Genomic DNA, 21,780 nt, shown 5'->3' on the forward strand with positions numbered 1-21,780 from the left:
TTCGCTGTACCGAGGCGCGCATTCTACAGCAGCCTCTGTATCTGTCAAGCGGTTATTTTAAGATGTTTTCAAAGTTTCCTCTGTAACATCAACCACTTGCGCTTTCGATCTCTCGTTAGCGGGAGGCGAATTCTACAGCGTTACACGCTGCTGTCAACACCTCATTTCCTGCTTCGATGACTTGAAGCTGACACCGCCGAAAACCGTCCAACTCATTGAAACTCAAGGAGTTTTCCGTTTCGACTGCGCCGGAAGTGGGGCGAATTATAGACAGTTACAAAACTGAGTCAAGGACTAATTGAGCGACTCTATCACTTAATCCAGAAACACCCGTAATACAGCTATATAGAGGGGGCTAACGCCCCCTCTATATAGCTACACAACACCCGACCGCCTTAAAGCCTCCACCGTTGCTGCCTTCAACCCCAGTACCTGCTCCAGGACCTGCCGGGTATGCTCACCCAGCAAAGGAGGAGCATTGCGATACTCCACCGGGGTTTTGGACAACCGGATAGGGCTCGCCACTTGGGGTACCAGCCCCGCCAGCGCATGGGGCAACTGCATCGCCAACCCTCTGGCCTGAACCTGAGGATCAGCAAACACCTGCGCCAGGTCATTGATGGGCCCACAAGGCACGCCGACAGCCTCCAACTGTGCAACCCACTGAGCGGTGGTTTTAAACACCGTTGCCTGCCTGATGAGCGGTACCAGCTCCGACCGGTTCGCCACACGCAACTTGTTGGTAGCAAAACGCGGATCATCGACCCACTCCGGTCGGCCAGCTACTTCAGCAAACTTGCGGAATTGACTGTCATTTCCCACAGTAAGAATGAAGTCACCATCTGCCGTCGGAAAATCCTGATAAGGCACGATGTTTGGATGGGCATTACCCAGGCGTTGCGGAGCCACACCTGTAGTCAAATAGTTCATCGCCTGATTAGCCAAACAAGCGACCTGCACGTCCAGCAACGCCATATCTATATGCTGCCCGCCACCATCATGCTGACGATGGGCAAGGGCTGCCAGGATCGCAACCGTCGAGTAGAGCCCGGTCAAGATATCTGTCAGCGCAACACCCACCTTCACCGGCCCCGCACCCTCATCACCCTCAGGCCGCCCGGTCAGGCTCATCAACCCACCCAGCCCCTGAACCATAAAGTCATAGCCGGCCCGCTTGGCATAAGGGCCAGTCTGGCCGAACCCCGTAATCGAGCAGTAGATCAAGTCCGGATTCAATACCTTGAGCGACGCGTAGTCCAAGCCATACGCCTCTAGACCACCCACCTTGAAGTTCTCGATCAGGATGTCGGATTTGGCTGCCAGCTCGCGAACCAGTTGCTGGCCTTGCGGCTTGGTGAAGTCAATAGTTACCGATTGCTTGTTGCGGTTGGCTGACAAGTAATAGGCAGCCTCCCCCGTACTCTCACCATAAGCATCTTTAAGGAAGGGGGGCCCCCAGGCCCGGGTGTCATCACCATTGCCCGGGCGCTCCACCTTGATTACCTCAGCCCCCAGGTCAGCCAGTATCTGCCCCGCCCACGGCCCCGCCAGCACACGAGACAAATCCAACACCCGCAAATGCGATAAAGCACCCATGAGCCGAGCTCCTGTTAATAGAACGCCTGAAGACCGGTCTGCGCACGCCCAAGGATCAAGGCATGCACATCATGCGTACCTTCATAGGTGTTCACGACTTCCAGGTTGACCAGATGGCGCGCCACGCCGAACTCATCGGAGATTCCGTTGCCACCCAGCATGTCGCGAGCCATGCGTGCGATATCCAGGGATTTGCCACACGAGTTGCGCTTCATGATCGAAGTGATCTCAACCGCCGCGGTACCTTCATCCTTCATCCGCCCCAGACGCAGGCAACCCTGCAGGGCCAGCGTAATCTCGGTCTGCATGTCAGCCAGTTTTTTCTGGATCAGCTGGGTCGCAGCCAAAGGCCGGCCAAACTGATGACGGTCAAGGGTGTACTGGCGCGCGGTGTGCCAGCAGAACTCGGCTGCGCCCAGCGCCCCCCAGGAGATGCCGTAACGAGCCGAATTAAGACAAGTAAAAGGACCTTTCAGGCCGCGCACATCCGGAAAGATGTTCTCTTGCGGCACAAATACGTTGTCCATGACGATTTCGCCGGTAATGGACGCACGCAAACCGACCTTGCCGTGAATCGCAGGTGTAGTCAGACCCTTCCAGCCTTTTTCAAGAACAAAGCCACGAATGTCGCCTTCATCGTCCTTCGCCCACACTACAAACACATCGGCGATAGGGCTGTTGGTGATCCACATCTTGCTGCCCGTCAGGCTGTAGCCACCCTCTACCGAACGCGCACGGGTAATCATCGCACCAGGGTCAGAGCCGTGGTTTGGCTCAGTCAGACCGAAGCAGCCAATCCACTCGCCAGATGCCAGCTTAGGCAGGTACTTCTGCTTCTGCGCTTCGGTACCGAACTCATTGATCGGCACCATTACCAGGGAGGACTGCACGCTCATCATTGAACGGTAGCCCGAGTCGACACGCTCCACTTCGCGGGCAATCAGGCCGTAGCTGACGTAGTTAAGGCCACTGCCGCCGTACTGCTCAGGGATCATCGCGCCCAGCAAACCGGTCTCACCCATCTCACGGAAAATTGCAGGGTCGGTCTTCTCATTGCGGAAAGCCTCAAGTACACGCGGCGCCAGTTTGTCCCGAGCAAACTGCTCGGCACTGTCGCGCACCATGCGCTCTTCTTCAGTGAGCTGCTGATCCAGCAACAGTGGATCAATCCAGTTGAAGCTTGCTTTACCCGCCATGAGAGAACCCTCGCGTAATAGATCAAATATCGTGCACTGATCCTAGGCTCCCTCTATATAGAAGGACAAACGAGGATTCGACACGATGCTGTGATAATTTCTCACTCCGTGAACCACATGAAAGCCATTTCTGACTGTATTTAGTGAGGAAGCCGTACATGCGCCGCAAGATCCCCAGCACAACCGCCCTGATCAGCTTCGAAGCGGCTGCGCGCCATGAAAGCTTTACCAAGGCCGCACAAGAGCTTTCCATCACTCAAGGGGCTATTTGCCGACAGATCGCCAGCCTGGAAGAGTTTCTGAGTGTAGAACTGTTCCGACGCTCCAAGCGTGGCGTAAAACTGACAGAAGCCGGCATCTCCTACAGTAGGCGCATTGCAATCCAACTGGATGCTGTAGAACGGGACACGCTGTCCGTCATGGGCCAACAAGGCGCCAACGTGATCGAACTGGCCGTGGTGCCCACCTTCGGCACGCAATGGCTGCTGCCCCGGCTCAAGGACTTCCAGCAACAGCACCCGGATGTCACGGTCAACCTGACCAACCGCACACGCCCTTTTCTGTTCGCAGATACCGACTTCGATGCTGCCATCTACTTCGGTGATGCTGACTGGTCCGGCACTTCGTCCTACCGCCTGATGGGAGAAAACCCGGTACCCGTGTGTAGTCCTAACCTGCTGGGCCCGCATAAGAGCCTCTCCCCGCACACCCTCGCCGAACTCCCCCTAATGCAGCAAACCACCCGCCCCTACGCCTGGCGCCAATGGTTCAACGCCCAGGACATAAATGTGCCACGCGACATGAGCGGCCCACGTTATGAGCTTTTTTCAATGCTGGCTCAGGCCGCCATGCATGAAATGGGGGTCGCCCTGATCCCGCCCTTTTTGATTCAGCGCGAATTGGCCGAAAAACGCCTGGTGATTGCCAATGACAGCAGCCTGCCCAGCACCAGGGCTTACTACCTGATGATCCCCGAACGCAAAATTGAGTCGGCTTCATTGCAGGCCTTTCGGGACTGGCTGATCAAGCAGGCCGAGGGCTACAGCCTGATTTAAAGGATCGCATCGTCCGCACGAACTATGTAGCGCAGCATAAAAAGTCACTACATATATAAGTAAATGTCGCGTTTTGACACTCGTGACTTTGGTCTAACTGGACAAACCTGCAGGCCAGTAACCACGCGGCCTACAGGGTATTTCTCAAAGTTATGCAGCGATAACCAAAAGAAATCTGAAAAAAACTCAAAAAAACGTCAAATCTTCTGTAAGCCACGTATTTAAAGGCATACAGCCGACCATTGCGACATTCGGTCACTGCATGACTTGTAGTTTGTATCTCGTCATCCTCCATAAGTCCTTGAAGGGCAAAAAAATTGCCAGCAGAATGCCCCGCCCCACCCATACTTTTGGTGGGATCGTGCTGATCGGCCGCCCCAGTCGCACCATCCGTAGTGCGCTGGCTTTCTTATAAAAGATCACGCAGGAGATATGACGTGCACATTGGTGTTCCTCTCGAAACCCATACGGGTGAAACGCGGGTTGCTGCAACCCCGGAAACCATCAAGAAGCTGATCGGCCAAGGCCATAAAGTGACTGTTCAAAGCGGCGCCGGCGTTAATGCCAGCGTTATCGACAGTGCTTATGAAGCCGCCGGCGCAACTATTGGCAACGCTACAGATGCTTTCGGCGCAGAGCTGATTCTCAAGGTTGTCGCCCCCAGCGACAGCGAACTGGCCCTGATCAAAACCGGCACCGTGCTGATTGGCATGCTTAACCCGTTCAGCAATGAAACCATTGCCAAACTGGCCGAGCGCGGGATCACCGCCTTCTCTCTCGAAGCTGCTCCACGAACCTCTCGTGCGCAAAGTCTTGATGTGCTGTCATCCCAAGCCAATATCGCCGGCTATAAAGCCGTCCTGATCGCCGCTCACCACTATCCGCGGTTTATGCCGATGCTGATGACCGCCGCCGGTACCGTCAAAGCCGCTCGCGTGCTTATTTTGGGTGCCGGTGTTGCAGGTTTGCAGGCCATTGCCACCGCCAAGCGCCTGGGTGCCGTAATCGAAGCCAGCGATGTGCGACCTGCGGTTAAAGAGCAGATCGAATCGCTTGGAGCCAAGTTTGTCGACGTGCCTTATGAGACCGACGAAGAACGCGAGTGCGCCGTTGGCGTAGGCGGCTACGCCCGCCCGATGCCTGCCAGCTGGATGCAGCGCCAGGCACTGGCCGTGCATGAGCGCGCCAAGCAGGCTGACATCGTGATCACCACAGCCCTGATCCCGGGCCGTAAAGCCCCGGTGCTGCTAAGCGCAGAAACCGTAGCCCAGATGAAGCCGGGCTCAGTGGTCATCGATCTGGCTGCAGCCCAGGGCGGTAACTGCCCGCTGACCGTCGCCGATCAGGTCGTGGTTGAACACGGCGTAACCATCGTCGGCCACACCAACCTGCCCGCCATGGTTGCTGCGGACGCCTCGGCACTCTACGCCCGCAACCTGCTGGACTTCCTCAAGCTGGTCTTCACCTCCGAAGGGCAGTTCCAGATCAACCTTGAAGACGACATCGTCGCCGCGTGCCTGATGTGCCGCGACGGTCAAGTCGTGCGCAAAAACGGCTGAGGACAATAATAATGGAAGAGCTCATCTCCCCCGGTATCTACAACCTGATCATCTTCGTGCTGGCCATCTATGTGGGCTATCACGTGGTCTGGAACGTTACACCTGCGCTGCACACCCCGCTGATGGCCGTTACCAACGCCATCTCGGCGATCGTGATTGTAGGCGCCATGCTCGCCGCCGCGCTGACCGTTACCCCCCTGGGTAAAACTATGGGCACCCTGGCAGTCGCGCTGGCTGCCGTAAACGTATTCGGTGGATTTTTGGTCACCCGGCGCATGCTGGAAATGTTCAAGAAGAAAGCACCTAAAGCCAAAGAAGAGGTGCGCAAGCCATGAGCATGAACCTGGTTACTGTTCTGTATCTGGTTGCGTCGATCTGCTTCATTCAGGCCCTCAAAGGCCTGTCGCACCCCACCACCTCTCGTCGCGGGAACCTGTTCGGCATGCTCGGCATGGGTCTGGCGATCATTACCACGGTTGGCCTGATCTACAAGCTGGGCGCCGAGATTGCCACCGCTGGTATCGGCTACGTCATTGTTGGCCTGTTGGTCGGCGGTACAGCAGGCTCGATCATGGCCAAGCGGGTCGAGATGACCAAAATGCCTGAGCTGGTTGCCTTCATGCACAGCATGATCGGCCTCGCGGCGGTATTTATTGCCATTGCAGCCGTGGTCGAACCGCAATCGCTGGGCATCGTCAAACACCTGGGCGACGCCATCCCGGCGGGCAACCGTCTGGAGCTGTTCCTGGGCGCGGCCATTGGTGCAATCACCTTCTCCGGTTCGGTGATCGCTTTCGGCAAACTCTCGGGCAAGTACAAGTTCCGCCTGTTCCAGGGTGCACCGGTACAATTCGGCGGCCAGCACAAGCTCAATCTGGTACTGGGCCTGGCCACGCTGGGCCTGGGCATCACGTTTATGCTGACCGGCAACCTCAATGCTTTCGCGCTGATGCTGGCTCTGGCGTTCGTGCTGGGTGTGCTGATCATTATCCCGATTGGCGGCGCCGACATGCCGGTGGTGGTGTCGATGCTTAATAGCTACTCGGGGTGGGCGGCTGCCGGTATCGGTTTCTCGCTGAACAACTCGATGCTGATCATTGCAGGCTCGCTGGTAGGTTCTTCGGGCGCGATCCTGTCGTACATCATGTGCAAGGCGATGAACCGTTCGTTCTTCAACGTGATCCTCGGCGGCTTTGGCGGTGCAACCGACGTCGGTGGCCCGGCCGGTGCGCAAGAGGCCCGTCCGGTGAAATCCGGCTCGGCGGACGACGCCACCTTCCTGTTGACCAACGCCGACACCGTAATCATCGTCCCGGGTTACGGCCTGGCCGTGGCACGGGCACAACACGCACTTAAAGAGCTGACGGAAAAGCTGACTCACCGCGGCGTGACCGTGAAGTACGCGATTCACCCGGTTGCGGGCCGCATGCCAGGCCATATGAACGTACTGCTGGCCGAGGCCGAAGTGCCTTACGACCAGGTGTTCGAGATGGAAGATATCAACTCCGAGTTCGGCCAGGCCGACGTGGTGCTCGTACTGGGCGCCAACGACGTGGTCAACCCGGCGGCCAAGAACGATCCAAAATCGCCGATTGCCGGCATGCCGATCCTCGAAGCCTATAAAGCCAAGACTGTCATCGTGAACAAGCGCTCAATGGCCAGCGGCTATGCCGGTCTGGATAACGAGTTGTTTTACCTGGATAAAACCATGATGGTCTTCGGTGACGCCAAGAAAGTTATTGAAGATATGGTTAAAGCTGTCGAGTAACATCGCGCACCAACGCAACATCGAGAACCCCGGCGCTCTATTGGCCGGGGTTTTTCTTTTTCCAAGGAACCCGACCAAAGGCTCTAAATCGGCCGCTGGCATTCGACCATGGTAGCGGGACGCAAGGCTCTGAAAATGAATAGACTGCGCCTCTTGCTTCCGTTGCCCGAGATAACAATCCATGTACCGTGAACGTATTCGCCTGAACTCCCTGCACGATAAGGTCATGAGCGCCGAAGAAGCCGCCGCCCTTATCCAAGACGGCATGACTGTCGGCATGAGCGGTTTTACCCGTGCCGGCGAAGCCAAAGCCGTCCCCCAGGCCCTGGCCGAGCGGGCCAAGAAGTCGCCGCTGAAAATCACCCTGATGACCGGCGCCAGCCTGGGCAACGACCTCGACAAGCAACTGACGGAAGCCGGCGTATTGGCCCGTCGCATGCCGTTCCAGGTAGACAGCACTCTGCGCAAGGCGATCAACGCCGGTGAAGTGATGTTTATCGACCAGCATTTGTCCGAAACCGTTGAGCAGTTGCGCAACAATCAGCTCAAGCTGCCGGACATTGCAGTTATTGAAGCAGTGGCCATTACCGAACAAGGTCATATTGTTCCGACCACATCCGTGGGCAACTCCGCCAGCTTCGCGATTTTCGCCAAGCAAGTGATCGTCGAGATCAACCTGGCGCATAACCCGAACCTGGAAGGTCTGCACGACATCTATATTCCGACCTACCGTCCGACGCGTACACCGATCCCGCTGGTGAAGGTCGACGATCGTATCGGCAGCACCGCAATCCCGATCCCGGCGGAAAAAATCGTCGCCATCGTGATCACCAACAAGCCGGACTCGCCATCCACCGTGTCCGAGCCGGACAGCGAAACCGACGGTATCGCCTTTCATCTGATCAACTTCCTTAAAGCCGAAGTTGAAGCCGGGCGCATGACCAACAAGCTCGGCCCGCTGCAAGCCGGTATCGGCAACATCGCCAACGCGGTGATGTGCGGCCTGATCGACTCGCCGTTCGAAGACCTGACCATGTACTCCGAAGTACTGCAGGATTCGACCTTCGACCTGATCGACGCGGGCAAGATGAGCTTCGCTTCGGGCAGCTCCATCACCCTGTCGGAGCGTCGCAACTCGGACGTATTTGGCAATCTGGAGCGCTACAAGGACAAACTGGTCCTGCGCCCGCAGGAGATTTCCAACCACCCTGAAGTGGTTCGTCGCCTGGGTATCATAGGCATCAACACCGCCCTGGAGTTCGACATCTACGGCAACGTCAACTCCACTCACGTGTGCGGCACGCGGATGATGAACGGCATTGGCGGTTCGGGTGACTTTGCCCGCAACGCGCACCTGGCGATCTTCGTGACCAAATCCATTGCCAAGGCGGGTGCGATCTCCAGCGTGGTGCCAATGGTCAGCCACGTTGACCACACCGAACATGACGTCGACATCCTGGTTACCGAACAGGGTCTGGCCGACCTGCGTGGCCTGGCGCCGCGTGAGCGCGCACGGGTCATTATCGACAACTGTGTGCACCCGGACTTCCGTGAAGCTCTCAATGACTACTTCGCCAAGGCCTGTGCGATTGGCGGCCACACCCCGCACATCCTGCGCGAAGCCCTGAGCTGGCATATCAACCTGGAAGAAACCGGGAAAATGCTGCCGTAACCCGCGAGCTAGACAGCCGCTGACGTAAATACTGTTACGTCAGCGGCTTTTTTATGCTTTATATTTCAAAAACTGTACTGCTGTACTGGTCATTTCCCACCCGTAACACTCCCTTTGACTCACCTTCGGGCCAATTTCGCACCACTTAGGTGCGGACAGGTACAGTTGAGTCTATTTGTGCCCGTACAGCGTGCATAAACAGTTAACTGGCCCATCGCAATACAGCCGAACTGTATCTAGAGACCCTGGACAAAGAGGAGGATCATTGGCATCAGTTAAACCACTAGCCAATGCCGCCACAAGCGGAAGGATGTCACCATGGAACGTACACTCAGTTCCGAACTGTTCAGCGAAAGCAGCACTGTAAACTCCCAGGCTTCCATGCCTTTGCGCGTACTTGCCAACCTGATGTTGTGGCAGCGCCGCATCTCCAGCCGCCTTCAACTGGCTCGCCTGGACTCGCGTCTTCTGGCTGATGCCGGGATTAGCGAAGCACAGCGTTACGAAGAGCTGAGCAAGCCGTTCTGGCGCTGATTAGCGCTCGCTGGCCCTGACCACCGGTCCACCGCCAGCAACCTGAATTGAAAAAACAAAGCCCGTCGCGGATTACCGCTGACGGGTTTTGTCGTTTTAGGGCCGAGTTTTGCCCACTTGCAAAGTGACAAGTACAGTTTTAAATTAATTGAAATACCACAGGTACAGCTTGCCTGATACCTGATTCAGAGCACCCTGATACGCGCTTCGGACAAAACAACCTTTGCCTGAAGCAACCCTGAGCCTACTATTCGGCCCATAACCGTCTATTTTCATTAGTTCATGTTCAGGAGTATTACCATGCCCACTCTTCGCCTACTTAGTGCCGCAGTTCTGCTGGCTGTTGCTGCAAGCGCCAACGCCACGAGCTTCATCGCCACCACCGATGGCATCGTGGGTACGCTCAAAGCCACCACCGACCTGACATCGGATGCTACCGGCTCGTTTCGTGACAACAAGATCGTGCGCGCAGCCCGTGACGACGCTGCCAGCTTTGTGGCCAGCGAAGGCGCCATCCGTGGCGTGAAACTGGAAAGCGCCTTCGATGCCATCCGCCAGCAAGCACCACAGCTGCAGGCCACCGATGCACAGCTGGCCCAGGCGATCCTGACGATCTGATCGGGGTCAGTACTCTGTGAGAGCGGGCTTGCTCGCGATTCAGGCGCCCTGATTTCTCAGGTAAACCGCGCCGATACAATCGCGAGCAAGCCCGCTCCCACATATACCGTGCAGGCATGAAAAAAATTTCAACAACACCCCCACGCTGGCCCTGCCCCGGCCATTACGCTAGCCTTGGCGCTCATTCAAACAGCCTCGAGACCCATGCGTTTTTCCTTATTAGCTCTGCTTGCACTCTGCTGGACTCAATCAGCCAACGCCTTCGACCTGACCACGCAAAATGTGGTGCTCAGTGGTTATGTCACCAGTAAAGTGACGTCCGCGCCTTTTGATCACAAACTGATACGTGCCGCCCAGGATGATGCCGCCGTCTTTATTGCCAGTGATGGCCAGACGCGAGGCGCACAGCTGGAGTCTGCCCTGCGTTATCTGCGCCAGAACCAGCCAAAATTGAGTGCCAGCGACCTTGAACTGGCACAGACAATTCTCGTCCAATAAATACCCGCTTTTTCTGGAGAAAATTCATGCGTAGCCCTTTGATTGTCGCCACTCTTGGCCTTTTGCTGCTTGCCGATGTGGCACAGGCACAGACCGTCGTGCAGACCAGTAACATCATCGTGCGTGCTTTTGGCCGCACCATCGATTTTACGTCCGATACAACTACCTCCATCCGTGACTCTAAAGTAGTGCGCGAAGCCCACGACGACGCCGCCACTTTCGTTGCCAGCCAAGGCGATATTCGCGGTGTACAACTGGAAGCAGCCTTCAGCACCTTGCGCGACCGCGTGCCTGAAGCCCGTAACGCCAGCGATCACGACCTCGCCGAAGCCATACTCGCACTGTGAGGCCGTTAACGCGCTGGCTCGCCGCCTGTGGCCTGCTGCTGATTGCCAGCAGCGCCCAGGCCGCGCTGCATCTGCAACTCAAGACCGAGGGCCTGAGCCCGGCCGAGCAACAGGCCAGCCAAGCCCTGCTTGATGAAGCCATGCAGAGACTGCCACCGCGTTTTATCGAACAACTGGACCGGCAAGTCCTGGTGGGGTGGACCGATGACATGCCCGCCAACGCTTACGGCCAGGCTTCGCTGACCTCCGAGCTGGACCTTAATCGCAAGCTGCTGGCCGGGCTGACCGATGGTTCCGCTGCCCGCCTGCAGACCAACCGCCCCCACGGCACTGTGCGCCGGGAGATGCTCGCTACCGTCTTGCACGAGCTGACACACCTATATGACCGTGCCCGTCTCTGGCCCGCGGACGAGCGCACGCTGATACGCCGCTGCACCCGCCAAAACAGCAACACGGGGCTGATTGGCCTGCCCGACCAATGCCGCGGGCAAGCCGGACGCCGCTTCACCCTCAGCGATGACCCGCGTCTGCTTGATCTGGCCGGCTGGCAGCAATACGTGGGGCGCCGGGGCGAGCGCGAGCAAGACAATCATCAGGTGGTGCGCAGCCCGGACCTGTACGAAGTCAGCAGCCCCAAGGAATTTGTCGCAGTCAACATGGAGTATTTCCTCCTCGACCCGGCTTACGCCTGCCGCCGCCCGGCACTGTATCGCTACTACCAGCAGCATTTCGGCTGGGCGCCTGCCGCCAGAGACGAATGCCCGAAGGGTTTTGCCTTCCTCAATGCCGGCAACGATTTCGCCAAACAGCCACTGGGTACCGTCGATCCCGAGCGGGTCTACGCCGTCGACTACCTGCTGGCTGAGGCCAATCAGGAATGGGCCAGCCGCTGGGGCCATAGCATGTTGCGCCTGGTGATCTGTGCCCCGGGCCGCCCACGCGGGCCGGACTGCCGACTCGACCTGCAAGAACACTTGGTGTTGTCCTACCGGGCATTCGTCAATGACGTACAGCTCTCAAGCTGGGACGGCCTGACAGGCGCTTACCCATCGCGCCTTTTCGTTTTGCCGCTGGCCCAGGTAATTGACGAATACATCAAGACCGAACTGCGCAGCCTGGCTTCCGTGCCGCTCAAACTGAGCCGCCCTGAAATCGAAGAAGTGGTTGAACACGCCGCCGAGATGCACTGGAGCTATGACGGCGACTACTACTTCATCTCCAATAACTGTGCGGTTGAAACCCTCAAACTGCTGCGCAGCGGCAGCGACAATGCCCGGCTCAAAGGCCTGGACAGCATTGTGCCCAATGGTTTGCTCGAAGTGCTCAAGGCTCGCGGTCTGGCCGATACCAGCGTGCTGGAGGATCCCAAAGAGGCGTTGCGCCTGGGCTATCGCTTCGACTCCTACCGTGATCGCTACCAGGCGATGTTTGATGTTCTCAAAACCCGCTTGCCGATCAAGCAAACCACAGTCGAAGACTGGCTGGCCCTTGATGCAGCAGAACGCCGCCCATGGCTTGAGCAAGCCGATCTGCGCGCCAGTGCGGCATTGTTGCTGCTGGAACAAGCCAGCTTTCGTCGGCAACTGCTGTTGGCACAGGATGAGGTCAAGCAAAAGTACCTGGGCGCACGCCAGCTCAAGGATGGCGGTATGGACAAAGCCAACAAGACCCTGCAGGAAATTCTTGCCAGCAGCGGTTTTCTCAGCCGCCCGGCAGAGTTGCTCGGCAGCGACGGCTACGGCTTGCCGCAAACCAGAGAGTGGGAAAAGCTCGAATCAGAAAGCAGCCAGCGCCAGCAGCAGCTACTGCGTCTGACCACTGATCTGGACAAGGAGGTGCGCAGCCTGCTGGAACCTGCCCGTGCAGCCGAAATTGCAGCCACCGAAGCCAACGTCAAACTGATCGGCGAACATCTACGGACAATCCACAAGGCATCCGGCGGTTTGCAGCTGCCCTGACCGAACTAAAGTTCGGTTGACAAGCCCTATCATTCTGCCACTATTCCGCGATGGAAAGTGGCACCGCGCCATTATTCGGCACTGATCAATGCCGTTGGCCACACCATCGTTTGAGTCACACCCTCTCATTTGTGAAGTGCTTGCCATAACCCCGGCAGGGACTGGCATGCACCGTTTACAGGTATCGGCAGGATTATATGGAGATAGCCAGAAACGACCGCACCTCTGTCTGGACGCTAGGCGACCAGGAGTGGCTGCAAGCAGATGACGGTACATTCTCTCTGCACCAGGTCGCTGGTACCAAGCCCCCGGCCGAGCTGGTTGATCTGGATTATCTGGTCGGGGCAACACCCGCGCCTGATACCTCTCCCGGCAACTACCTGCCTGCTGCATTCGCGTTTTGCCCCAGCACAGGCAAAGAACTGCCGAAGGTCGCCTACCAGACAACTACCCGCTGGCTACCGCCTTATGGCGATGGCAGTGGCTCTCGCGTGATCAATGAGCGCTGCAAACTGTCCTCGGCCGAGGAGATCAGCTCGCGCTTGTACAGCCAGTTGCTCGATACCCGCCAGGGTGACCTGAACAGTCGCAAGCTGATTATTGAGTTGCCTCGCAAGAACGGCCTCAACTTCCTCGCCGCCAACCTCGGCGGGCATCGCGAAGCCCTGTACGCACTAAGCCGCGAAGGCAGCTTGTTCCTGTGGCAAAGAGGCTCGGGCAAGTGGCTTGAGTTACTGCCAAAGAGCGAACCCATCGGTCGCTCTCGCCTGGAAAGCTGGGCCTGGTCAGTCGCCCTTCACGTGGACGAAAACCAGCAGCACCTGTTGCTCTCCAGCGATAGCGGAGCGACGTTAGTCAGTGTCGACCCACTCACACTGCGTTACCAAACCTTGCGCGACGACGGCAGCCCGCTGGCCGGCCCTGGCACACTGGAAGGCCAGTCTTATTTGCCTCAGCTCAAGAGCGGCCACGTTTGCATCGTCAACCCTGCCAGCCTCTACGGGTGGGACCGTTGCCTGGTTGAAGGCGCTGACCATGAGCGCATGACCCGGCTCTCGGCGCCGATTCTCGACGCAGCCTCCCGCCGCCTGTTGTGGATCGGTGAACACGGCTACCTCAGCCTGACCCAAGGCAGCGAACTCAAGGCCCAATGGCATCCGTGGCCCAACAACGCCACCGCCCATCCCGAGCAAGGGCCACCGTTTCTGGACGGCAGGGGCCTGTGGCAGCTGATCTTCGATGCCGACGGTCAGCATTACCTGCAACTGGATCCGGGTGCTACCGACCTGCCGATGCCCATCAAGGGGTATCGCCTGAGCACCGGTCATTTGAGCTTTAAATACAACGTGCGGCTCGAACGCCCTTGGGAAGAGTACGACGAGAACTTCACGCCGACGACCCGCGACGTGATTTACCCCTTTATCGAATTCAGCGGGCAAAAACGCCTGCTATCAATGAAAGCCAAACAATCCAGCCCGCTGGAAGCCTTTTTCGATAACCACCAGCCTATGGATGTCGACTACTGCTTCGAGCAAGTCGGCGATCAGTCATTTGTATTCCGCGCTCGCGCCAGCGAACCCTGGAATGCCCAGTGGTTCTTTTTTGATAACGCAATGTGGCTGTATATCGACTCATGCGGAGCGCTTTACCGATGGAATGCTTGACCTTCTGGCTGCGCCGCTGCCTGTTGCTCTCCCTCGTACTTGCCAGCAGCGTGGCCAGCGCAGAGCCTCTGCGCCAGGTATTCCTGGTACAAAATTCAGGCTGGATGGAGCCGTTCTACAGCGATCCGTCATCGCCGTTCAAGTCGATGGTCACCCAACTGGTGGGCACTGCTGCCGGCAGCGCAGAAGTCGTCATTGGCGGGTTCAACCAGGCTGACAGTCAGCACCCTTCGCCCGAGTGGATCTATCGCGGCCCGGCCAACCACGCTGCACTGCCCAACTACGTCAATGGCTTGAAGCTGGAGCGCAAAGCCAGCGGTGCCTATGCCGACACGGACTTCAAAGAGGCTTTGCTGGCCTCAATCACCACCGGGCTGGAAGGTCGCGAGGGTATTGTCTGGATCATCACCAACAATAAAAACAGCCCGAACAACAGCAGCGAAACCCAGGCCAAAAACCGCGAATTCTACGACCTGTTGCATAGCGAAGCAGCTATCACCCGGATTGCCGCCTTCCCGCAGAAAATGCCGGTCAAAGGCCCCAACTACGAAGCCAACGGGTTGATGATCTACGCTCTGGCCTATGGTCAAAAAGCCGGCGTGGCACTGGAGCAGGTGCTCAATCAGCCTGCCCTCGCCAGCTTGCTTAAAGATGACCGGGTACGGTTAAAGCCGTTGACCCAGGCTGCCGTGCGCTTTATTCCTACCGGTGTTGAAGACACTCGGGATGTGAGTGCCGAACTGGCCCCCGACCAGCAAACGGTCATCCTCAATATCAACGTCGACAGCTCGCCGAAAACGGCAGTGCTGCTGGGCAAATTCGAAAACCAGTTCAACCCTTACCAGATTCATGACGCGAAAATAGGCATGACCCTGGACATGCCGGGCGAAGCCCTGAACTCGAATATATCGCTGGACCGCCTGACAGACCTCGAGCCCGGCGCCCGCTCCGACGAGCTGAAGATCAGCCTGCAACTGCCACCCCTGCCATCGCAATGGTCCAGCGATGTGATCTTTTCCAGCGGTTACCAACGCGCCGGCAGCATCAGCATCAACCTCAGCGAGCAACAACTGCGTATCTCCCAGGGGTTCATTGCGCGCATGAATGAACTGTTCCCCGGTGACGCCCTGCCTGACGTATTTATCCCCTCCGGTGAAGCCACTACTTCCGAGACCCGTCTGCCGGTTGTGCTGAAAATCAGCTACCCGCTCGGTCCGGTGCTCATGCTGCTGGGGCTGTTTGTTCTGCTCTTGATTGGCGCCCTGCTGGCTGCCTTGCTGATTGCAGGCAAAAAGACCCTGACCGTGATCGTCGAAGGTGTGCCCCAGTCTTATCCGCTCAAGCCCTTCAGCAAGGCGGGCGTATACGACGCACAGCAAAACAAGGTCGCGACTCTCAAGCGCGGTTTGTTTGGCGCGCGCCTGGAAAACATAGAACCCAATATCGCCGTACGCCTCAAGTAACCCCACACGCACAGCAAGGAAGTTTTATACATGGCACAGACCAGCACATTGCCAGCACCGATTGAAAGCGAAGCCCCTGCGCCGTCGCCCACCACGACCACTCTGGCTGCTCCACAACCGTTGGGCCTGGATCTTGGGGCGAAGAAAGTCGACAGTCGCGATGCCCTGATTGGCGTAGCGGTGCTGGTAGTACTGGCAATCGTGTTTTTCGTAATCAAAAACGCCTATGCCAACTGGCGCGTGCGTGAGCGTGTAGCGCCAAGCCGGGCCAATGCTTCGGGCTGGTTCCTGTTTCTGGGCCTGTTGATGATCGCCATCATGGCCGTGCTCGCCGTACTCAACTCGGGGCAGTTCCTTGCGCCGCTCTACATCGCACCGTTGGGTGGCGTAGCTGCCATCTCGCTGGTGGCATGGCTGATGACGTTTTCGGCTAAACGCTGAGCTCATCGGCCGTTGGCAGACACCTGTCTTTGGCCCGCCTGACCTGAATACTGGATTAACACACCGAAAGCATCGGTTGCCCCCAAGGGCTCATGGAGTTTGAGATGGACAAGAGTGAAGAACTGACCGGCCCTGCAACCCCTCCGGTCTGCGACAAAATATACCCCACTTTGTTTATCGCTCTTGGCGGCACCGGTATGAAGGTCAATATTCGCCTGCGCCGGCGCATCCTTAATGCGATCTGGGGAGGCAATAATCAAGTCCAACATATCTCGGATTTCCCGCTGGTGCAGTTCATCAATTTCGACCTCGATTCAGGTGAAGTAACCCAGGATGGTAAGTCAGTAAAAACCGACGTGCTGGCCGAGCAAGTGGCCTTCACCTCTGAAGAGAAAGTCATTGAGCCTCTGCATCTGAGCAAATACACCCACTCCATGGATGAGCTCAATCGCCACCGTGAAGTGGCCGAATGGTTCCCGCTGACACCAGATAAAATCAAAGCTTTAGGCATCGACCCCTCCAAGGGGGCAGGGCAGATTCGTGCACTGTCACGCCTGTATTTCTTCGACAAATATCCAAAAATCCGCGACAAAATGCGCGACAAAGTCGGGCGTTTGCTCAATAACATTGGTACTCAAGCAGACAAGCTGAAAAAACTTGGTCTGGAAATCGAACCGGGAAAACTGCGGATCGTTATTACCGGCTCAGCCGCCGGGGGTACCGGCTCCGGTGCATTCCTGGACATGGGCTATCTGGCCAAGGCCATCCTTAAAGAAAAAAACATTGTTGGCAAGGTCGACTTGTTCCTCGTCCTGCCAGGCGGTTTCCAAGCCTTCAACAGCGAGCGTGTTCAAGCGAACGGCTACGCTGCATTGATGGAAATGGAAACCTGCATGCGCGGCAATCCCCTGCTAAAACATTGGGACGCCTCCGACAATCTGTTTATCGACAGTCGCCCCTACGATGACGTTTTCATCCTAGACAACAGCAACGTCGCACAAGCAAGAACCGAGAATCAGGAAGACGTCTATGAAATGCTTTCCGACATCTTGTTCACCGACTTCACTTCACAAGACTTCGCCAACAAAAAGCGATCAGTTTCCGTAAACCAAAACCTGTTCAAGACCGAGAACTTTGATGTCAGCCTGCCGCGCGACTATGGCGACAACAACACACTGCAGTTTCCTCGTATCTACTCCTCGGTCGGGCAGGCCGTTCTCGACACACAAATTGACGCCCGCCAGAACGTACGTCTGAATCAGCAAGTGCAGCACATGCTTAAGGCGTTTTTCGGCGTCGCCAATAGCGAAGTCATCAGTAATCGTCCAACCGATAAAGAGCGTGACGAATTCCTGAAGGAACAACTCACCATCACGGCACGTACCTTCACCGACCTGCCAGAATTTCTGTCCCGTGTGGAGTTAACCCAAGCCACTGGCGAGTTCACTCACTATCAGATCGCCGATGATCTGCTACAGGTAGAAGGTGACAACAGTGTCATTGCGCAAATTGAGCACAAAGTCGAATCTCTGTTCGAGCGCTTGCAAAATGGCGGCGCCGATAAGGATCAATGGCTGACCCTGGTCCGCGAGATTCAACAGCAGCTTGAGCGTGACACCAAAGGCAGCTCTATCGACAGCGCCGAGCGTAACCATGAAGTGCGGATCAAGGAAAACCGACTGAAACGTTTCGCACAATGGACACGCGAAGATAGCTTGCCGGAGCAATTGTTCCGTCGTCTGGATGATGACGAGCGCGGAGGGCTGGATTACACCCTGGCACTGGTCGAAATGATCAAAGACCGCCTTGAAAACGACAATGGCATCATCCCTGCGCTGGAGAAAAATGCCGGACGCTTTAAAGAACTGTCGGAAAAGCTCGAATCATCTGAGCTGGCACGCGAGTTCGAGCGCCTGAAAGAAACGACTGGCAAAGGACTATTGGCGCGACTGAGCGGTAAAGATAAACAAGCCGACACTGTGATCAGCCAGGTCAAAGATACCCTGCGTGAAAGCCTGTTGTTCTACGTACGTTCGATTGCCGCGCGCGAAGCGGCTCAGTTGCTGCGTGATATCTCTGAATGGTTGGGCCGCAAAGGACCAGTAGACGTCAACGGTCGCCCTGTGTGGAGCGGTTTTGTAGGACGCCTGCAGGACGGCCGTAACGCAGTTGATCATCTTTTGCATCGCATCGACTCAAACATCGCCAAAATCAATGCCGGGCTTCAGACTCAACACGCCACGCTGATTCCGCTAAAACTGGTGCAAAGTGACGACCGTCATCCCGTCGACAGCCAGCAAGTACGCGAGTGGGCCAAGGACGCTTTCAAAGACTTTGGTGGCTCAAAAGCCTTGTTTGGCAAGTTGCAGACCAAAGAAGGTCAAGAGGAACTGCTACAGGCGCTGCGCAATAAAGCAGTGCATCAGTTACCTAAAAATCAAGCGGATGTGGATCCGTTGATGACCGCATTGGCGGCACTACCCCCCGAAGAACAGCGAGAGAAGTTCAGGATGTTGTTGCTGCGGGCCATGCCATGGGTACCGCTTAACCTCAATGGTGATTTCAATATCCACAAAGACCTCTATACCTGCCTGATTGGCGTACACAACTCGACTGAATTCAACCGCTTGTTTGGCGCTCAAATTGCGGAATGCTTGCCACAAGGCGCGGGTATCACAGCAGGACAAATCAATTTCTTTGAATCAGGCATGCCCGGCAAACTGGTGTGCTACACCGAATTGAGCGGGTTCCCGATCCCAGCTATCACCCAGCTGTCGACGTACCTAGCCAGCTATCGTAAAGAAAGCGCCTCCATCCCCCTGCATATCCATAAACGCATTAGCCAATTCGTACAACCGATCCAGTTCAATCAAGAGCAGTACCGCGAGTTCGCTGAGGATTTCAAACTCTACTTGCATGCCATTGGCTTGGGCGTCCTCAAGCGTCTGAACAACGGGCTGTATGAGTTCATGCTGGCCAAGGACAACTTCACCGTGGGCGATGAGTTTTCTATTCGCCAAAGCCGGTTCCATAGCATCCACCGTGCCGACATCGAACGTCAGGTCAACGACAAGGCCAAAGGCCTTAACGCCTTCCAAGTTGCGGTGCTGGCGACGATTTTCGAAGACATGAGCAGCACGGCCTATAAGCCGAAAAAGAAAGATGAAGGCGGACGCTCATATAATTTCAAAGCCTTCCCATGCAACATCGCAGAACTCTTAAAGCAAGAGTATCTGGAACGCCTTGACCGTCAGGCACCGACTGATGCGAAAAACCTCAAAGACCGCGCTGAAACCCTTATGGAGCAATGGGGGCAGCGGATCGAAGGCTCAAAAGCCGACGTCTATCACGATGAAGTTGAGGGTGATCACGGCGAAAAACTCACGGTAAATAAAGAGTTCTTCACCGACGGCTGGCTGGAAAATCTGTCCACCCAGGCAAGCACTGCACCTGCAGCCCCTGGCATGGCCCCACCACCACCGTTCGCCGCACCACAGCACAGCTACCACCTGAGTGTCAGCGGGACCAATTACGGCCCTTACAACACCCAGCAATTGCAGCAATATGTGCAGTCCGGGCAAATCACCCGCGACAGCCTGCTGTGGCGTGAAGGCATGCCTGCCTGGCAGACGGCCGGGCAAATCATGGAGCTTGCGCACCTGTTTGCGCCAGCCGTGGGCGGCCCTCCTCTGACAGCCCCGGCTCCACCGCCAGCACCTTGAGCGCACACGAGAAGACCATGTCCGCATCGTCAGCCAAAGCCTCTGCATTCCCGACCTCATGCGCCAACAGCGCCTGCGGTCAGGGGCTCTGCGGCCCAGTTAAATACTGCCCGTTCTGCGGCGCCCCGCTTCAGCAGGCGCCCGCAGCGGTTACCCCGGTACCTGCAGCTGAACCCAAGGCTCGGCCAGCCACCCCTGCACCCAAAGCAACCGTCACACCTGCCAGTGCTCCACCAGCCCGGGACATACCTGCTGCAGCGCCAACACCTGTACCAGGTCCGGCGGCTCCCCCACCTGCGCCGCCTGCCGCAACACCAGCGCCCACCAACAGAAAACCGGCCCTGATAATGGCAGTTGTAACTCTGGCAGTGGTGGTGGGCGGCTACGTTGCAATCAAGATGATGGCCGGGCAAAGCCAGCAAAAGCTCGATGGCTTTTTGCAAACCGGTCAGAGCTGTTTTGACACCAGGGACTTTGCTTGCGCGCTGGACAATGCCGGGCTCGCCTTGCAACAGGACAGCAATGACCCTCGCGCCTTGAGTCTGCTGCAGCGTGCGCAGGCCGCCCAGGCGCGCCAGCAACAATTGCAGGATGCGGCGCAAAAACAGCAGCTGCTCAAAGCCCAGGCCGCCGAGGCGGCGCGACAAGCCGATGCCTTGCGCGAACAGCAAGCTCTTGAGCGCCAGCGCCAGGAAGCGGCCGATCGCCAGGTGCGTGACCAACAGCAGCAACAGGCTGCCAAAGCTGTTAATGCCTCCCTGCAACAAGCGCAAAACGCGCTCAATGCCGGGGAGTACCAGTCTGCAATTGCCGTGGCCAGGGTCGTGCTAGGTATGGACCCAAACAATAGTCGGGCGCGCAACATCATCCGCCAGGCTGAACAACAACTCAAAGAAGCACTGAATCGAACCCGGATCGAATAATCAGGGTGTATGAGTTTTCCCCTCTCTTACTTGGAAGTTACTGATGAAATTGCCCTCCAACTCTTTGGATAAACGCTTGCTGGCCTTGGGCCTGGCTTCGCTACTGGGTCTGCAAGGCTGCGCCAATATCGACTCTGCCAGCATCAACCCGACCAACTGGAGTGGCAGCGACTGGATGAAGTGCGGGCTGGCAATTGCAGCAGGTGCGGCAGCGGGTGCTGCTGTGAGCGGTGCCAACGATAAAGGCGCAGGCGTATTGATTGGCGGGGTTGCCGGCATGGCCGCCTGTTTCGCGATCAATGCCAAGTCGGTACAGACCAAAACCGCTCAAGAAGTTGAACAACAATATAAAACCTCGGGCAAGAAACAACCGGCCCAGCCAGAACTGGTTAGCTACGACACCAGTATCCAGCCCGGTATGACCATCAAACGGGGTCAACCGATTACCGTGGTTTCCAATATTGTTGCGATCAACGGCGCGACCCAGCCGATCAGCGAAATCAAGGAAGAGATCCGCCTGTTTGCGCCCAACGAGGCCAAGCCGTTGAAAGAAGGCAGCAAGATCGCGAACACCAAAGGCGGCAGTGGCGGTTACGAGAACACCTTCACCATCACCCTCGATGAGCGTGCGCCGCAGGGTATCTACCGGATCGAAACATCAGTGGCCGTCAACGGCAAGCCGGCCAACACCCGAATCAACAATGTGCAGCTGGTGATGATTGATCGCGAGACCTATCAGCTGGCATTTCTGGATCGATAGCTGGCG

At 57.0% G+C, this 21,780-nt stretch carries 18 protein-coding genes; 16 read left to right on the forward strand and 2 right to left on the reverse strand.

The window, feature by feature from the left end:
* Positions 1-375: 375 nt before the first annotated feature.
* Positions 376-1,596, reverse strand: coding sequence for a CaiB/BaiF CoA-transferase family protein (locus tag HBN79_RS17925; RefSeq protein ID WP_095021413.1), 1,221 nt, complete (start codon positions 1,594-1,596; stop codon positions 376-378).
* Between the two features lie 14 nt (positions 1,597-1,610).
* Positions 1,611-2,792 (reverse strand): acyl-CoA dehydrogenase, encoded by a 1,182-nt coding sequence (locus tag HBN79_RS17930; RefSeq protein ID WP_094999506.1) that lies wholly within the window; start codon positions 2,790-2,792, stop codon positions 1,611-1,613.
* Between the two features lie 158 nt (positions 2,793-2,950).
* On the opposite strand from HBN79_RS17930, the gene HBN79_RS17935 reads away from it, so the two are divergent.
* The 16 genes from HBN79_RS17935 (at position 2,951) to HBN79_RS18010 (ending at position 21,774) form a co-directional block, all read left to right on the forward strand.
* Positions 2,951-3,847 carry a LysR family transcriptional regulator gene (locus HBN79_RS17935; RefSeq protein WP_169916973.1) on the forward strand — a complete coding sequence of 299 codons (897 nt, stop codon included), beginning with the start codon at positions 2,951-2,953 and terminating at the stop codon, positions 3,845-3,847.
* 437 nt (positions 3,848-4,284) lie between these two features.
* Positions 4,285-5,406: a Re/Si-specific NAD(P)(+) transhydrogenase subunit alpha gene (locus HBN79_RS17940; protein ID WP_094999508.1), complete on the forward strand. Its 1,122-nt coding sequence runs from the start codon at positions 4,285-4,287 to the stop codon at positions 5,404-5,406.
* Positions 5,407-5,417: 11 nt separating this feature from the next.
* The gene (locus tag HBN79_RS17945) at positions 5,418-5,741 is read left to right on the forward strand and encodes an NAD(P) transhydrogenase subunit alpha (protein ID WP_003438157.1); all 324 of its coding nucleotides are present in this window, start codon (positions 5,418-5,420) and stop codon (positions 5,739-5,741) included.
* Positions 5,738-7,174, forward strand: coding sequence for an NAD(P)(+) transhydrogenase (Re/Si-specific) subunit beta (locus HBN79_RS17950; RefSeq protein ID WP_094999509.1), 1,437 nt, complete (start codon positions 5,738-5,740; stop codon positions 7,172-7,174). The genes HBN79_RS17945 and HBN79_RS17950 overlap by 4 nt, the downstream gene beginning before the upstream one ends.
* Before the next feature lie 181 nt (positions 7,175-7,355).
* Positions 7,356-8,846 (forward strand): acetyl-CoA hydrolase/transferase family protein, encoded by a 1,491-nt coding sequence (locus HBN79_RS17955; RefSeq protein ID WP_094999510.1) that lies wholly within the window; start codon positions 7,356-7,358, stop codon positions 8,844-8,846.
* A gap of 318 nt (positions 8,847-9,164) precedes the next feature.
* Entirely contained in the window at positions 9,165-9,380 is a 216-nt protein-coding gene (locus tag HBN79_RS17960; RefSeq protein ID WP_169916974.1) for a DUF1127 domain-containing protein, read from the forward strand.
* A 300-nt stretch (positions 9,381-9,680) separates the two neighbouring features.
* Positions 9,681-9,998, forward strand: coding sequence for a DUF2388 domain-containing protein (locus HBN79_RS17965; RefSeq protein WP_094999512.1), 318 nt, complete (start codon positions 9,681-9,683; stop codon positions 9,996-9,998).
* A 204-nt stretch (positions 9,999-10,202) separates the two neighbouring features.
* Positions 10,203-10,496, forward strand: coding sequence for a DUF2388 domain-containing protein (locus HBN79_RS17970; protein ID WP_094999513.1), 294 nt, complete (start codon positions 10,203-10,205; stop codon positions 10,494-10,496).
* A gap of 26 nt (positions 10,497-10,522) precedes the next feature.
* Positions 10,523-10,843, forward strand: coding sequence for a DUF2388 domain-containing protein (locus tag HBN79_RS17975; RefSeq protein WP_016782951.1), 321 nt, complete (start codon positions 10,523-10,525; stop codon positions 10,841-10,843).
* Positions 10,840-12,801 (forward strand): DUF4105 domain-containing protein, encoded by a 1,962-nt coding sequence (locus HBN79_RS17980; RefSeq protein WP_169916975.1) that lies wholly within the window; start codon positions 10,840-10,842, stop codon positions 12,799-12,801. Before HBN79_RS17975 ends, HBN79_RS17980 begins: the two co-directional genes overlap by 4 nt.
* A gap of 197 nt (positions 12,802-12,998) precedes the next feature.
* Positions 12,999-14,465, forward strand: coding sequence for a hypothetical protein (locus HBN79_RS17985; protein WP_095021416.1), 1,467 nt, complete (start codon positions 12,999-13,001; stop codon positions 14,463-14,465).
* Positions 14,453-15,928, forward strand: a complete 1,476-nt coding sequence (locus HBN79_RS17990; RefSeq protein WP_095031583.1) for a hypothetical protein — start codon at positions 14,453-14,455, stop codon at positions 15,926-15,928. Before HBN79_RS17985 ends, HBN79_RS17990 begins: the two co-directional genes overlap by 13 nt.
* A gap of 30 nt (positions 15,929-15,958) precedes the next feature.
* Positions 15,959-16,369, forward strand: a complete 411-nt coding sequence (locus HBN79_RS17995) for a hypothetical protein (protein WP_095024788.1) — start codon at positions 15,959-15,961, stop codon at positions 16,367-16,369.
* A 104-nt stretch (positions 16,370-16,473) separates the two neighbouring features.
* On the forward strand, positions 16,474-20,091 hold the full coding sequence (locus tag HBN79_RS18000) for a tubulin-like doman-containing protein (RefSeq protein ID WP_169916976.1): 3,618 nt from the start codon (positions 16,474-16,476) through the stop codon (positions 20,089-20,091).
* Positions 20,092-20,438: 347 nt separating this feature from the next.
* Entirely contained in the window at positions 20,439-21,014 is a 576-nt protein-coding gene (locus HBN79_RS18005) for a hypothetical protein (RefSeq protein ID WP_095021419.1), read from the forward strand.
* Positions 21,015-21,057: 43 nt separating this feature from the next.
* The gene (locus tag HBN79_RS18010) at positions 21,058-21,774 is read left to right on the forward strand and encodes a hypothetical protein (RefSeq protein ID WP_095017952.1); all 717 of its coding nucleotides are present in this window, start codon (positions 21,058-21,060) and stop codon (positions 21,772-21,774) included.
* Positions 21,775-21,780: the final 6 nt, after the last annotated feature.

This window comes from Pseudomonas sp. WS 5051 (genome assembly GCF_012985715.1).
Lineage (GTDB): Bacteria > Pseudomonadota > Gammaproteobacteria > Pseudomonadales > Pseudomonadaceae > Aquipseudomonas > Aquipseudomonas bubulae.

Excerpts from the sequence above, each read along its gene's own strand:
- HBN79_RS18000 (WP_169916976.1), top strand. The coding sequence starts at position 16,474 with ATGGACAAGAGTGAAGAACTGACCGGCCCTGCAACCCCTCCGGTCTGC.
- HBN79_RS17970 (WP_094999513.1), top strand. The coding sequence starts at position 10,203 with ATGCGTTTTTCCTTATTAGCTCTGCTTGCACTCTGCTGGACTCAATCA.
- HBN79_RS18005 (WP_095021419.1), top strand. The coding sequence starts at position 20,439 with ATGGCAGTTGTAACTCTGGCAGTGGTGGTGGGCGGCTACGTTGCAATC.
- HBN79_RS17965 (WP_094999512.1), top strand. The coding sequence starts at position 9,681 with ATGCCCACTCTTCGCCTACTTAGTGCCGCAGTTCTGCTGGCTGTTGCT.
- HBN79_RS17950 (WP_094999509.1), top strand. The coding sequence starts at position 5,738 with ATGAGCATGAACCTGGTTACTGTTCTGTATCTGGTTGCGTCGATCTGC.
- HBN79_RS17975 (WP_016782951.1), top strand. The coding sequence starts at position 10,523 with ATGCGTAGCCCTTTGATTGTCGCCACTCTTGGCCTTTTGCTGCTTGCC.
- HBN79_RS18010 (WP_095017952.1), top strand. The coding sequence starts at position 21,058 with ATGAAATTGCCCTCCAACTCTTTGGATAAACGCTTGCTGGCCTTGGGC.
- HBN79_RS17985 (WP_095021416.1), top strand. The coding sequence starts at position 12,999 with ATGGAGATAGCCAGAAACGACCGCACCTCTGTCTGGACGCTAGGCGAC.
- HBN79_RS17945 (WP_003438157.1), top strand. The coding sequence starts at position 5,418 with ATGGAAGAGCTCATCTCCCCCGGTATCTACAACCTGATCATCTTCGTG.
- HBN79_RS17995 (WP_095024788.1), top strand. The coding sequence starts at position 15,959 with ATGGCACAGACCAGCACATTGCCAGCACCGATTGAAAGCGAAGCCCCT.
- HBN79_RS17960 (WP_169916974.1), top strand. The coding sequence starts at position 9,165 with ATGGAACGTACACTCAGTTCCGAACTGTTCAGCGAAAGCAGCACTGTA.
- HBN79_RS17990 (WP_095031583.1), top strand. The coding sequence starts at position 14,453 with ATGGAATGCTTGACCTTCTGGCTGCGCCGCTGCCTGTTGCTCTCCCTC.
- HBN79_RS17935 (WP_169916973.1), top strand. The coding sequence starts at position 2,951 with ATGCGCCGCAAGATCCCCAGCACAACCGCCCTGATCAGCTTCGAAGCG.
- HBN79_RS17925 (WP_095021413.1), bottom strand. The coding sequence starts at position 1,596 with ATGGGTGCTTTATCGCATTTGCGGGTGTTGGATTTGTCTCGTGTGCTG.
- HBN79_RS17955 (WP_094999510.1), top strand. The coding sequence starts at position 7,356 with ATGTACCGTGAACGTATTCGCCTGAACTCCCTGCACGATAAGGTCATG.
- HBN79_RS17930 (WP_094999506.1), bottom strand. The coding sequence starts at position 2,792 with ATGGCGGGTAAAGCAAGCTTCAACTGGATTGATCCACTGTTGCTGGAT.